The sequence below is a fragment of the Massilia sp. CCM 8734 genome, assembly GCF_011682155.1.
GTDB classification, from domain to species: Bacteria; Pseudomonadota; Gammaproteobacteria; order Burkholderiales; family Burkholderiaceae_D; genus Telluria_A; species Telluria_A rubra.
In genome coordinates, this window is record NZ_WHJI01000014.1 from 134734 (window position 1) to 148392 (window position 13659).

Below are 13659 nucleotides of genomic sequence, written 5' to 3' on the forward strand. Positions count from 1 at the left end.
CGAATGAGATGCGCGGAAAACCATGCTTGGCCCGATTTGTTAAAATAATTCATCTACTTTGCGAGCAGACAGCCATGAGCGAAGAAAAAACGACCCCATCGACGGATGCCTGGTTCACTTTGTCGGGCGATGTCAACAGCGATATGGTGCACCGCGTGTTCGATGCGGTGGACGGCATGAGCGAAAACGGCGTCGAAACGGCGCACGTCTTGATCCAGTCGAACGGCGGCTATGTCAGCGACGGGCTTTGCCTGTACAACTTCCTGTCGAATGCGCCGGTCAAGTTTGTGATGTACAACGCGGGAGCGGTGGCCTCGATCGCCGTGATCCTGTTTTTGTCCGGCAGGCGGCGCTACGCCAGCGAAACGGCGCGCTTCATGGTGCACAAGTCGCATGCCACGGCCTCGCCGGGGGCGCGTCCGGATGCGCTCAACATCATTGTCGAAGGGCTGCGCGCCGACGACGCCCGCACCGAATCGATCTTGCGCAAGCATATAGAGTTGTTGCCCGAGCAGTGGGCGATCCACCAGTATTCCGACCTGCACCTGACCGCGCGCGACGCCAAGGTGGCGCGCATGGTCAATGACGTGGCCGACTTTTCCCCGCCCAAGGGCGCGCGCATCCGCAATATCTAAGATTGCCGGTGCAGCCGGTCCCCGGGCCGGTGTGCGCCCCAGGGCCGCAATCGCGCAAAAAAAGAGCCTGTCAACGGCCAGGCCGAGGCAGACTCTTTCTATTGCTTCCTGTTGGTTTGGTGCATGGCGCCGCCCGGAAACCCGGCGACGCCAGCCGGGGTCACGCTAATCAGCTTTTGCTACCGCTGCTTTTGCTGCCGCTGCCGGAAGACGAACCCGACTGTTTACTGCCCGAGCCGGAACCGGACTGTTTCGAATTGCTGTCGTCATTTTTGTGGCTTTGGCGGCCCGCTTCCACGTGCTGCTCGTGGGTACCGCCCTGGGTGCCGCCGCTTTTGCCGCCCGAGCCGCTGCCGGAGCCTTGCGAGCCCGATTGCTTGTTCGAGCCGGAGCTATCGCTTTGCTTGTTGCCCTGACCGCTTTTCTGATTCGAGTTCATGTTCATTCCTTTTCAAAGTTTGAAAATGTCGTGCTCGCCGGTGGAGCTGAAGAGGCGCTCTCGTCTGCGTTTCCGGTGACACAATCATGCGAGCCGCACTGTTGAAGAGGTATCGGAATGCGCCTTGAACTCGTGTAGGATTAGTTCCTACAAAATTGAAACAAATGCTGACAGGAACAGTCTTAACGATTCGGCGGCATGCGGCTGCCGCGTTGCGCCTCGACGGCGGCGTTGACCGCCAGCAGGGTGGTCTGGAACGCCAGGTTGTCGATGATGCGCGCCAGCCGCGCCGAAGTCTCCGCTGAGCACGATGATGCCGGCCGGCCGCGGATGGCGGCGCGCGGGGCGCTGTCGATGCAGGCGCCGTGCGCACCGCCGCTTTGCATGGCCCGTTCGATCAGATTGCCGCGCGGCGCCGGCAGCGTTGCGGGCAAGCGGCGCGCGGGGGCGGCCGGGGCGCTCATGCTGGCCCTGAGCCACAGGCCGAGCAGGGCCACTCCGGCGCCGTTGGCCATGATACAAAACCATACCCACAGACGCGCGGTGGTGTAGCTGGCCTCGGTCCCGGTCCCGGTGGCGATGGCGGCGGAGGCGGCGAAGCGCAGGGCGTCGCTATTGTCGGCTAAACTTTGGGCGGCCGGTGCCGTTACCGGGTCCATCAGGGCAAGCTGGCTCAGCAGTACGCTAGCCAGCCAGGCGCTGAGCGCCACCAGGACGGCGAAGCAGAGCGTCAGAGTCAGCTTGAGGTCGGCACGGCGGCTGCTTATCATGGCGTAGTCCTTGAGAAAGGGGTTGCTCTGTGGAATTGTTATTATGTTAGAGAAACTCTCAGGCTCGGATTTGTTTTTAATCAACAGTCGAAATGACGATTTGGGGCTTCTTATTGAGGGAAAAGCAAGAATGAGCATACTCACCATGCGATTAAACAAAAAATAACACTTTGTTTCAAACTTTCCGGTTGCCGGTCGGCAATAATGTGAGAGAATGTTTGTTATGGCAAAAGATCTTTAACCCCGAACGAGCAGACAATGGCTCCACCTTCACCCTCCACAGCTGCTAGGAAGACAGGTCCGTCACGCCACGAGTTGCTGGAAACGCTGCTGGGCAGTGTGACCAAGCACGTCAATGACCAATTGATGGCGGTAGCGACGCGTCTCGTTGCGGCGTTGCTGGATGTGACCGATCCCGCGCTCGATGCGCGCACGGTGTTCCTGCGGGTGAAGTCGGGCAATCTGCTGAAAAACAACACTTACGCCTTCTTTCATGTTGCCGCCTCCGGCATCGTGCGTTCCATGCGCGCCGAAATCGAATTGCTGGCGCCATCGCCCAAGAAGACCTTGGCGAGCGTGCCAACCACGCTCGAACTGGTGCCGTACGAAGAGATGGACAGCCGGGTCGCGTTCGACGCCATCAGCCGCCCCTTCGAAATGCAGTATGCGACCCAGATCGCCACGCTCAATGTCCGGCTCGGTTTCCTGCTCGAACGCGACGTGCTGCGCATCAGCCAGAATCCGTTCCGGCCCGAGATGTTCCTGTCGGCGCTGCAACAGGCCTGGCGCGAGTTCGAACCGGATATCGAGGCCCATGGCCTGATCCTGCCGATGCTGCGCCCCTCCTTGCTGTTCGACTTCGCGCCGATGTACGACGCCCTGTGCGACGTGCTGATCAACAAGAACGTGCAGCCCGGTTCGGTGGAAGCGTTCAAGATCAAGAAAACCGAAAGCGCGGTCGCCGCCAAAAAAGCGCGCGCCAGCAGCCAGGCCGAGCTGGCCAAGCAATTGCGCCAGTTCCTCAGCGATGAGGAAGAAGCGCCGGCGGCGTCGTTCGACATTCCGATGATCCCCGACCTGCCGGCCATGGCGCCGTCCGCCGGCGGCGGCTGGCGTCCGAGCGGCGCGGCCGCGTTCCAGGGCGCGCCCGGCGCCGACAGCGTCGCGGCCAGCGTGCCCGCGCCGTGGCAGGGCGGCGCGCCGGCCCATGGTGGAGCTGCAGGGCCGGGCGCGCATGCCGGCGCCGGCTTTGCGGCGCCGCAGTTTGCCGGTGGCGGTGGTATCGCCGCGGGCGCTTTCGGCCACTCGGCCGAGGCTGGCCAGGTGATGGTGCCGGCCTCGCTGCTCGATGCGCTCAAGGGCTTCCAGGGTTTCCAGGGCGGCTTGCCGGCCCAGTTCAGCAACGTCGCTCCGACCCCGGTGGAAGCCCAAACGGGGAACCTCTTCTATTTGCCGCGCTTGAAGGAAAGCATTCCAAAAGGAACACTTTCGCGTGGCGACGAGAGCACCATCGACCTGCTGTCGAAGATTTTCGAGACGGTGTTCCTCGACCCTAACATTCCCAAGGATTCGCGCGACCTGATCCAGTCGCTGCAAATTCCGGTGCTCAAGGCTGCGCTGGCCGACAAGAATTTCTTCTTCGAAGAAACGCACCCGGCGCGCCGCATGATCGACCTGATGTCGACCATGGGCCTGGAGCAGCGCTCCGGCCCGGACGATCCGCTGTTCCAGGTGATGCAGCGCGGCGTCGAGCGGGTCGGGCGCGGCCAGGACGAGGGCAGCGAGCCGGCCGATGTGTTTTCGGAAGTGGTGGCCGAGCTCGAAGAAACCATCAAGGCCGAGGAACACGCGGCGGCCACCGCCATTGCCGCCCCGATCGCGGATGCCTTGCGCAAGGAAAAAGTCACCGCCGCCACGCGCTCGGCCAGGACCGCGGTCGCGGCCCGGGTCGGCAGCGGCCAGGTGGTCGCCATGCTGGAAACTTTCCTTGAGAAAAAGTGGACGTCCGTGATGACGGTCGCCTACAGCGTCGAGGAAGACAAGCCGGGGGCGGTCGGCAACGCCACCAAGACCATGGATGAGCTGATCTGGAGCGTCAAGCCGAAGATCACGCACGAACAGCGGCGCGACCTGATCGGCAAGCTGCCGAGCCTGCTGGCAACCCTGAACAAATGGCTCGACGTCATCAAGTGGCAAGACGCCGACCGCATCCAGTTTTTCGCCGACCTGGCCGAGTGCCACGCGTCGATCGTGCGCGCGCCGCTCGACATCACCCCGGAACGCCAGCTCGAAATCGCCGTCGAAGTGGCCCAGCAAGACGCGATGCGCCGGCTGGACAAGGAAAACGAAGCGCTGGCCGAGGCCGAACAAGCCGCCCATGCCGAGCTGGACGACGCGGAACTCGGGGTCGACGCCCTCGAACGCAATATGTGGATCGAATTTACCGATCCGGACGGCAGCATCCGCAAGGTCAAGCTGGCCTGGATCAGCCCGCTGCGCACGCTCTACATTTTTTCGACCGGGGCGCGGCAGGAAGCGTTTTCGCTCTCGTCCGACAAGCTCATCGAAGCTTACCGCGCCCAGCGCGTACGCGTGATGACGGTCGAAGGCGTGGTCAGCCGGGCGCTGTCGCAAGCCATGGACGAGGCGCTCAGCGACTCGGAGAAGGCGCAATCGGTCGCCGCCTGAAGGGGCCGCGCACGCGAGGGTGTTTCCTTAGTATCCGCACATTGTTAACATTCGCGTATCATTCGGGCCGGGCAAGGCCGGTGCTGCGGCGCCGACCTGCCCGGCTTTATTCACTTCCGGCTTTTGTCTATGAATTGGTATCACCTTAGTGCGCTGGGCGGTATTGCCGTCACCGCACCCCTGGGCGTGGCGATCGCCGTCTGGCTGGCCGCCGCCCATTGCCGCCGCCGCGCCCTGTACTGGTGCCTGCTGTTCGGCGCCACCCTGCTGGTGGTCATCGGCAGCAAGATCGCTTTCCTCGGCTGGGGCGTGGGCATCGAAGCGGTCCATTTCGCCGGTTTCAGCGGCCACGCCACGCGCGCCGCCGCCGTGTTCCCGGTGGCCGCTTACCTGGCCCTGTGCGGACGGGCCAAGGCCTGGCGCTACGTGGCCGTCGGCCTGGGCGTGGCGCTGGCCGTGGCGGTGACGCTCTCGCGCGTGATGGTCGGCACGCACAGCGCTTCGGAAGCGATCCTCGGCTGCCTGCTGGGGCTGGCCTGCGCGGCCGCTTTCATCGCCCTGGTGCGCTCGAACCGCCAGTTTCAGCCGAGTCCGGTCCTGATCGCCGTGAGCGTGGCGCTGCTGTGCATTCCCTACAAGGGCGAGGCGCACAGTTCCCAGCAATGGATGACGGGCCTGGCGCTCGGCCTGTCCGGCGCCGACCGCGTCTACACCACGGCCACCTGGGGGCCGACCCGCAATCCCTACTCGCCGCCATGCCCGAAGGCTGAACGCTACTTCAATTACGTGTGTTTTTGACACCGCAAGCGCAGGCCCGCTCGGCGGGCGCCGCGCAGGGGCGGTTTTGCGGGCCGCGCCGACGGCTCATCCCCGAAAACATGACAACAAATGGTATGATGGACACCTTTAAGATTCCCGAGCTATCTATACAACGTGCGCCTGTCTTCCATTAAATTGTCGGGATTTAAGTCATTCGTCGATCCCACCAATTTCCAGGTGCCGGGGCAGCTCGTTGGCGTGGTCGGTCCGAATGGTTGCGGCAAGTCGAACATCATCGACGCGGTGCGCTGGGTACTGGGCGAATCGAAAGCATCCGAGCTGCGCGGCGAGTCCATGCAGGACGTCATTTTCAATGGCTCGACCCACCGCAAGCCGGCCGGGCGCGCCTCGGTCGAACTGGTGTTCGACAATAACGACGGCAAGGCGTCCGGCCAATGGGGGCAGTACGCCGAAATCGCCGTCAAGCGCACCCTCACGCGCGACGGCACCTCGACCTACTACATCAACAGCCAGCCGGTGCGCCGGCGCGATATCCAGGACATCTTCCTCGGCACGGGCTTGGGTCCGCGCGCCTACGCCATCATCGGCCAGGGCATGATCTCGCGCATCATCGAATCGCGCCCGGAAGAACTGCGCGTGTTCCTGGAAGAAGCGGCCGGCGTATCGAAGTACAAGGAACGCCGGCGCGAGACCGAAAACCGGCTGGGCGACACGCGCGAAAACCTGCTGCGCGTGGAAGACATCTTGCGCGAACTGAACGCCAACCTCGAAAAACTCGAGGCGCAGGCGGTCGTCGCCAACCGCTTCCACTCGCTGCAGGCGGACCAGGAAGAAAAGCAGAAGCTGCTCTGGCTGCTGCGCAAGAACGAAGCGCAAACCGAGCAGAATCGCTACTTCCGCGAGATGGAACAGGCCCAGACCGACCTGGAAGAGCAGACCGCCAAGCTGCGCCACGTCGAACTCGATCTCGAACACCTGCGCCAGGCGCACTTTTCGGTGGGCGACCGCCTGCACACGGCGCAGGGCCACCTGTACCAGACCAACTCCGAAATCGGCAGCCTGGAAGCGCAGATCAAGTTCGTGATCGAATCGCGCAGCCGCCTGCATAACCAGTTGCTGGCGCTGAACGCCCAGCGCAACCAGTGGCAGGCGCAAAGCGGCGACTACCAGCAGCAGATCGAAGAAGCCGAGTACCTGCTCGAAGAACTCGGCGGGCGCGTGGAGCAGTCGCAGATGAACGCCGAAGCGCAGGGCGAGCGCCTGCCCGAGCTGGACGCGGCCTGGCGCGCGGCGCAGCACAAGACCACCGAATCGCGTGCCCGCATCATGCAGGCGCAGCAGCAGATCGAACTCGAATCGGCGCACCAGCGCAACGCGTCGAACATCCTCAATGGCCTGCAAACGCGGCGCGAGCGCCTGCAGCAGGAAAAGAACGGCCTCAACCTGCCCGACAGCAGCCACCTGGCCAACCTGCGCATGCAGCTGGAGGAAAAGCAGCAGGCGCTGGAAGAGCAGACCATGTTGCTGGAAGAAGCGAGCGAACGGCAGCAGCGCACGGAAGAGGAACGCGCCGCCGCGCAGGCGCAGGTGAACGCCGAGACGGCCGCCAACGCGCAGCTGGACGCGCGCCTGTCGGCCCTGAAGCAACTGCAGGAACGCGTGCAAACGCAGGGCAAGGTCCAGCCCTGGCTGCAAAAACACGAACTCGATGCGCTGCCGCGCCTGTGGCAAAAGCTGGGCATCGAACAAGGCTGGGAAACGGCGCTCGAATCGGTGCTGCGCGAGCGCACCGGTGCGCTCGAAATGTCGAACATCGAATGGGCCAAGGCTTTTTTCAGCGATGCGCCGCCGGCCAAGCTGGCGCTGTACGCGCCCTCCATCGCCAGCGTCGCCGCAGCGCCCGATACGCCGGGCATGAAACCCTTCGCCAGCCTGCTCAAGCTGAACGAGCCGGGCCTGCGCGGTTTGATGCAAGACTGGCTGCACAATGTGTTCGCCGCCGACGACACGGCCAGCGCCTTTGCCGAACGCGCGCGCCTGCCGCAGGGCGGCTCCTTCATCACGCGCCAGGGCCATGTGGTGACGCAGTCGAGCGTGCGCTTTTACGCGGCCGACAGCGAGCAGGATGGCATGCTGGGACGCCAGCAGGAGATCGACAACATCGGCAAGCAGCTGCGCGCGCAGACCATGCTGGCCGACGAAGCGCGCGCCCGCGCGGTGCGCGCCGACGCCGCCATGTCGGACCTGACGCGCCGCCTGCAGGATGCGCGCCAGCGCGTCGCCACGCTCACCCAGGGCGTGCACGCGCTGCAGATCGAGGTGGTCAAGCAGTCCGAAGTCGAGGCGCGCTTCAACCAGCGCAGCACGCAGATCCACGCCGACCTGGCCGAGATCGCGGCGCAGGAAGAAGAGCAGCAGCAGATCCGCATGGAGTCCGAAGAAAAATTCGAACAGCTCGACATGGAACTGGCCGAACTGCAGGGCGCGCACGAAGATGGCCAGACCGAATTCTTGAGCCGCGAACAGGCGCTGGCGGACGCCCGTGAAAAACTGCGCGAGCTCGAACGGGCCGCGCAGGAAGCGCAGTTCGCCGAAAAATCCCAGCGCAGCAAGATCGAAGAACTGCGCCGCAGCATCGCCACCGCCACGCAGCAGGCCAGCCAGGTGGGCGAATCGATCGCGGTGGGCCAAATGGAGCTCGAAGCGCTGGAAAGCGGCGCCGCCAGCGACGGCCTGCAAGACTTGCTCGAGCGCCGCACCAACCAGGAAAAGGCGCTGTCGGACGCGCGCCATGAACTCGACCAGATCACGCAGCAACTGCGCGCGGCCGAAGACGCGCGCACCCAGTCCGAACGCAGCCTGCAACCGCAGCGCGACAAAATCATGGAAATGCAGCTCAAGGAGCAGGCCGCGCGCCTGAACCAGGAGCAGTTCGCCGAAGCGTTGAAGACGGTCGACGCTGACGAAGCCGCGCTCAGCGAAAAGCTCCATCCCGACATGAAGCCGTCCTACCTTCAGGGGGAGGTGACGCGTTTGACGAATGCCATCGCGCTGCTCGGGGCAGTCAACCTGGCCGCGCTCGACGAATTGGCGCAGGCGTCCGAGCGCAAGAATTTTCTGGACGCCCAGAACAACGACCTGGTCGAGGCGATCAACACGCTGCAAGACGCGATCGCCCGCATCGACAAGGAAACGCGCGAACTGCTGCAAGATACCTTCGACAAGGTCAATCACCATTTTTCGGAACTGTTCCCGATCCTCTTCGGCGGCGGCAACGCCAAGCTGGTGATGACGGGCGACGAGATCCTCGACTCCGGCGTGCAGGTCATGGCGCAGCCGCCGGGTAAAAAGAACGCCACCATCCACTTGCTGTCGGGCGGCGAAAAAGCGCTGACCGCGACCGCGCTGGTGTTTTCGATGTTCCGTCTCAACCCGGCGCCATTCTGCCTGCTCGACGAGGTCGATGCGCCGCTGGACGACGCCAACACCGAGCGCTTTTGCCGGATGGTGAAACGGATGTCCGACCATACTCAATTCCTTTTCATCTCGCACAATAAAATTGCGATGGAAATGGCCAATCAACTGATCGGTGTGACGATGCAGGAGCAGGGCGTATCGCGCATTGTGGCGGTGGACATGGAGTCCGCCGCGAATTTTGCTACCGAGGCACAAGCAGCATGACAGATTTACAAATGAGCCTGATTGGCGCGGCCGGCGTATTCGTCGCCGGCGTCTTCGCGTATAACAAATGGCAGGAGCACAAGGCCAAGAAGAGCGTCGAACGCGCCTTCGCGTCCGAGCACGACGACGTGCTGCTGCGACCCGGCGACATCGTGCGCAACGAACCGACCCTGGACCCCAATCCGGCGCCGGTGCTGACCGACGTCGTGACGCCGGTAGCGGCGCCTGTTTCGGCTCCGGCTGGCGCCAGTGCGCCGGTGGCGGCGCCGCCCGGCGCGCACGCCGACGACGCCCCCGTGGCGCCCCCCGTTCCGATGGCGCCCGTGATGGCGCCGGTGGAGTTGATCACGCCGGCCGCCGAACAGGCCACCAGCCTGGTCGATCCGCTGATCGATGTGCTCATTCCGCTGGCGCTGGAAGCGCCCGTGCGGGGCGATAAAATCCTGCCGATCCTGCACACCCTGCGCCACGTCGGCAACAAGCCGGTGCACTTTATCGGCCTGCACGTCAACGGCGACTGGGAGCCGATCGTCCACGGCGGCGTCTACACCAAGCTGCAGGCCGGCGTGCAGATGGCCAGCCGCACCACGGCGCTGAACGAACTCGAATACTCCGAACTGGTCACGCGCCTGCGCGCGCTGGCCGACGACATCGGCGCCGAGCCGGAAATTCCGGACATGATCGAAGTCATGGGCGAGTCGCGCACCTTGCACCGCTTCGTGGCCGGGCACGACGCGCAATTGGGCGTGAACCTGATGTCCTACGGCGCGCCGTGGTCGATCGCAACCCTGATCGGGGCGCTCGAAAAGCAGGGCTTCGACGTGCGTCCCGACGGCCGCTACATCATGCCCGACGGCGATGGCGGCCAACTGTTCACCCTGACCACCAACGTCACCCTGGGCGCCGACACCACCTCGCGCCTGACGCTCCTGCTCGACGTGCCGTGCGTGGCGCCGGCGCGCAACGGCTTCGGCGCCATGCTCGATTGCGCCAGGGCGCTGGTGGGCCGCCTGGACGCCGTCATCGTCGACGACAGCGACCAGCCGCTGACCGACCAGGCGCTCAATGAAATCAACAGCCAGGTGCTCGATTTCTACCAGGAGATGGACGCGGCCGACATTCCGGCCGGTTCGACGCGCGCCATGCGCTTGTTCAGCTAACAGAAGAAAATCAACGTGACCACAACAACAACGCAAGACAGCGATTACCTCGGCCGCATGGCGCAGCTGACGGCCGAACTGAATCGCCATATTTTCTCGTATCACGTGCAGGACGCGCCGACCATCCCGGACGCCGAGTACGACCGCCTGTTCCGCGAACTGCAGGCGCTCGAAGCGGCCCACCCGGAAGCGGTATCGGTCGATTCGCCCACCTACCGCGTGGGCGCGACCCCGCTGCCGGAGTTCAAGCAGGTCACGCACAGCATTCCCATGCTGTCGTTGAATAACGGCTTCGAAGACGACGACATCGTCAACTTCGACCGCCGCGCGCGCGAAGGGCTGGAGGCGGACGAAGTCGAGTATGCCGCCGAACTCAAATTCGACGGCCTGGCGATCAGCCTGCGCTACGAAAATGGCGTATTCGTGCAGGCCGCCACGCGCGGCGACGGCGCCACCGGCGAAGACGTCACCGCGAACATCCGCACGGTGCGCGCGATTCCGCTGCGCCTGCACGGCGAGGCGGTGCCGGCGGTGCTGGAAGTGCGCGGCGAAGTGCTGATGTACAAGGCCGATTTCGCCAAGCTCAATGCGCGCCAGCGCGACGCAGGCCAGAAAGAATTCGCCAATCCGCGCAACGCCGCCGCTGGCAGCCTGCGCCAGCTCGACTCGCGCATCACGGCCACGCGCAGCCTGCGCTTCTTCTCGTACGGCGTGGGCGCGCTGGAAGGCGCCGACATGCCCGAATCGCATTCGGCGCTGCTGGACTGGTACCAGACGCTCGGCCTGCCGGTCTCCAGCGAGCGCGCCGTGGTCAGCGGCGCCCAGGGCTTGATCGACTACTACCGCGACATCGGCAAGCGCCGCCCGACCCTGGCCTACGAAATCGACGGCGTGGTCTATAAAGTCAACCGCCTCGAACACCAGCAAAAACTCGGCTTCGTCTCGCGCGCGCCGCGCTTTGCCATCGCCCATAAATTCCCGGCCGAAGAAGCGCTGACCCAAGTGCTCGACATCGAAGTGCAGGTCGGCCGCACCGGGGCCATTACCCCGGTGGCGCGGCTGGCGCAGGTCAATGTGGGCGGCGTGAACGTGACCAACGCCACCTTGCACAACGAAGGCGAAGTGCGGCGCAAGGATATCCGCATCGGCGACACGGTCATCGTGCGCCGCGCCGGCGACGTGATTCCCGAAGTGGTGTCGTTCGTGGCCGAGCGCCGGCCTGCAGATGTACGCGAATTCGTCATGCCGGCCAACTGCCCGGTGTGCGGCTCGCCCATCGTGCGCCTGGACGACGAAGCCGTGGCGCGCTGCTCGGGCGGCTGGACCCACTGCAGCGCCCAGAAGAAGGGCGGCCTGATGCACTTCGTGTCGCGCCGCGCGATCGACGTCGAAGGGCTGGGCGACCAGCTGATCGAACAACTGGTCGACAAGGGCCTGGTCAACACCGCCGCCGACCTGTACACGCTCGACAAGGCCAAGCTGGCGGGCCTGGACCGCATGGCCGCCAAGTCGGCCCAGAACGTGATCGACGCGCTCGAAAAATCGCGCGACACCACCATGGCGCGCTTTATCTACGCGCTCGGCATTCGCAACGTCGGCGAGTCGACCGCCAAGGCGCTGGCCCAGCACTTCGGCAACCTGGAGGCGCTGCTGCACGCGGCCAGCTTCGAAGCCGGCCTGCAGTTGCTGGAAGTGCCCGACATTGGCCCGATCGTGGCGCGCTCGATCAGCGAATTCTTGACCGACGCCGACAACCTGGCGCTGGTGCGCACCATGGCCGGCGTGCTGCGCTGGAAGGAAGGCGAGCATGTGATGAAAAACACCGGCGCCATGGCCGGCAAGACGTTTGTCATCACCGGCACCCTGCCGACCCTGTCGCGCGACGAAGCAGGCGCGCTGGTCGAAGCGGCCGGCGGCAAGGTGGCCGGATCGGTATCGAAAAAAACATCGTACGTCGTTGCCGGGGCGGATGCCGGCAGCAAACTGGCCAAGGCGCAGGAGCTCGGCATTACGCTCCTCGACGAAGCGGCCCTTCTTTCACTGCTGGCGACAGCATCTTCCACGGAACCGAATCAAGATGAATCCAGTTAGAAAAGCAGTCTTTCCTGTAGCCGGTCTGGGTAGCCGTTTTCTGCCGGCCACCAAGGCCCAGCCGAAGGAAATGCTGCCGATTGTCGACAAGCCACTGATCCAGTATGCGGTCGAAGAGGCAGTTAGCGCCGGCATCACCGAAATGATCTTCATCACCGGCCGTAACAAGCGCGCCATCGAAGACCATTTCGACAAGGCCTACGAACTCGAATCGGAACTCGAAGCGGCCGGCAAGGAAGCGCTGCTCGAGTTGGTGCGCAACGTCATCCCGAAGAACATCAACTGCATCTACATCCGTCAATCGGCGCCCCTGGGCCTGGGACATGCGGTGCTGTGCGCGCGCCCGGTGGTGGGCGACGAGCCGTTCGCGGTGCTGCTGGCCGACGACTTCATGGACACCGATCCGGGCGAGCGCCCGGTGCTGGCCCAGATGACGGACGTCTACGCCTACGAGCAGTGCAGCGTGCTGGCGGTGCAAGAGGTACCGCGCGCGAACACGCGCCAGTACGGCATCGTGAAAGCCACCTCGTACCGCGAAAACCTGGAGCTGGTGTCGCAGATCGTCGAAAAGCCGATGCCGGAAGTGGCGCCGTCGACCCTGGCGGTGGTGGGGCGCTATATTTTGTCGCCCAAGATTTTCCGCTACCTGGAGCACATCGGCACCGGCGCCGGCGGCGAAATCCAGCTCACCGACGGCATCGCCGCGCTGATGGCGGCCGAACGCGTGCTCGCCTACCGCTATGCGGGCCAGCGCTACGATTGCGGCTCCAAGCTGGGCTACCTGACGGCGATGACGGCCATGGGCCTGAAGCACCCTGAAACCGGCGAGGGCTTCCGCACCTTCCTCGAACAACTTCACCGCGAGCAGAACTTCTCATGACGGTCCGCGAAATTCTCAAGATGGGCGATCCGCGCCTGCTGCGCGTGGCCGAACCGGTCACCGAGTTCGGCACGCCGGCCATGGACGCCCTGATCGCCGACATGTTCGACACCATGCACCATGCGAATGGGGCCGGGCTGGCGGCGCCGCAGATCGGCGTGAACCTGCAGCTGGTGATTTTCGGCTTCAAGGACAACGGCCGCTATCCCGACGCGCCGGCGGTGCCGCAGACGGTGCTGATCAATCCCGTGCTCACGCCGCTCTCCGACGAACAGGAAGAGGCTTTCGAAGGCTGCCTGTCGGTGCCGGGCCTGCGCGGCAGCGTGCCGCGCTTTACCCGCCTGCGCTATGAAGGCGTGGACCAGCATGGCAATCGCATCGAGCGTGAAGTCGATGGCTTCCATGCGCGCGTGGTGCAGCATGAAGTCGACCACCTGCTCGGCATCCTGTATCCGATGCGGATCACGGATTTCAGTAAATTTGGCTATACGCAGGTCATGTTCCCCGACCTCGATCCCGACGACGACGATTGATC

General features: G+C 64.2%; 10 protein-coding genes. 8 read left to right on the forward strand and 2 right to left on the reverse strand.

The genetic code is table 11. The annotated features are described in order from the left end of the window. The first annotated feature begins 74 nt into the window (after positions 1–74). Positions 75–635, forward strand: a complete 561-nt coding sequence (locus F2P46_RS15300) for an ATP-dependent Clp protease proteolytic subunit (RefSeq protein WP_166891095.1) — start codon at positions 75–77, stop codon at positions 633–635. Positions 636–804: 169 nt separating this feature from the next. On the opposite strand, the gene F2P46_RS15305 is transcribed toward F2P46_RS15300, so the two are convergent. After that, positions 805–1074, reverse strand: a complete 270-nt coding sequence (locus tag F2P46_RS15305; protein WP_166891098.1) for a hypothetical protein — start codon at positions 1072–1074, stop codon at positions 805–807. Positions 1075–1256: 182 nt separating this feature from the next. Then, on the reverse strand, positions 1257–1844 hold the full coding sequence (locus F2P46_RS15310) for a hypothetical protein (protein ID WP_166891100.1): 588 nt from the start codon (positions 1842–1844) through the stop codon (positions 1257–1259). 258 nt (positions 1845–2102) lie between these two features. Between F2P46_RS15310 and F2P46_RS15315 the strand changes: the two genes are divergently transcribed. The 7 genes from F2P46_RS15315 (at position 2103) to def (ending at position 13657) form a co-directional block, all read left to right on the forward strand. Continuing rightward, positions 2103–4532: a DUF1631 family protein gene (locus F2P46_RS15315; protein ID WP_166891103.1), complete on the forward strand. Its 2430-nt coding sequence runs from the start codon at positions 2103–2105 to the stop codon at positions 4530–4532. A gap of 129 nt (positions 4533–4661) precedes the next feature. Further along, positions 4662–5330 carry a phosphatase PAP2 family protein gene (locus F2P46_RS15320; protein ID WP_208296633.1) on the forward strand — a complete coding sequence of 223 codons (669 nt, stop codon included), beginning with the start codon at positions 4662–4664 and terminating at the stop codon, positions 5328–5330. Between the two features lie 135 nt (positions 5331–5465). Next, the gene (smc, locus tag F2P46_RS15325; RefSeq protein ID WP_166891107.1) at positions 5466–8993 is read left to right on the forward strand and encodes a chromosome segregation protein SMC; all 3528 of its coding nucleotides are present in this window, start codon (positions 5466–5468) and stop codon (positions 8991–8993) included. Continuing rightward, on the forward strand, positions 8990–10153 hold the full coding sequence (locus F2P46_RS15330) for a cell division protein ZipA C-terminal FtsZ-binding domain-containing protein (RefSeq protein WP_166891110.1): 1164 nt from the start codon (positions 8990–8992) through the stop codon (positions 10151–10153). Before smc ends, F2P46_RS15330 begins: the two co-directional genes overlap by 4 nt. A 57-nt stretch (positions 10154–10210) precedes the next feature. Next, positions 10211–12244 carry an NAD-dependent DNA ligase LigA gene (ligA, locus tag F2P46_RS15335; protein ID WP_166891237.1) on the forward strand — a complete coding sequence of 678 codons (2034 nt, stop codon included), beginning with the start codon at positions 10211–10213 and terminating at the stop codon, positions 12242–12244. Further along, on the forward strand, positions 12231–13124 hold the full coding sequence (gene galU / locus F2P46_RS15340) for a UTP--glucose-1-phosphate uridylyltransferase GalU (protein WP_166891113.1): 894 nt from the start codon (positions 12231–12233) through the stop codon (positions 13122–13124). Before ligA ends, galU begins: the two co-directional genes overlap by 14 nt. Continuing rightward, positions 13121–13657 (forward strand): peptide deformylase, encoded by a 537-nt coding sequence (gene def, locus F2P46_RS15345; RefSeq protein WP_166891116.1) that lies wholly within the window; start codon positions 13121–13123, stop codon positions 13655–13657. The genes galU and def overlap by 4 nt, the downstream gene beginning before the upstream one ends. Positions 13658–13659 lie beyond the last annotated feature (2 nt).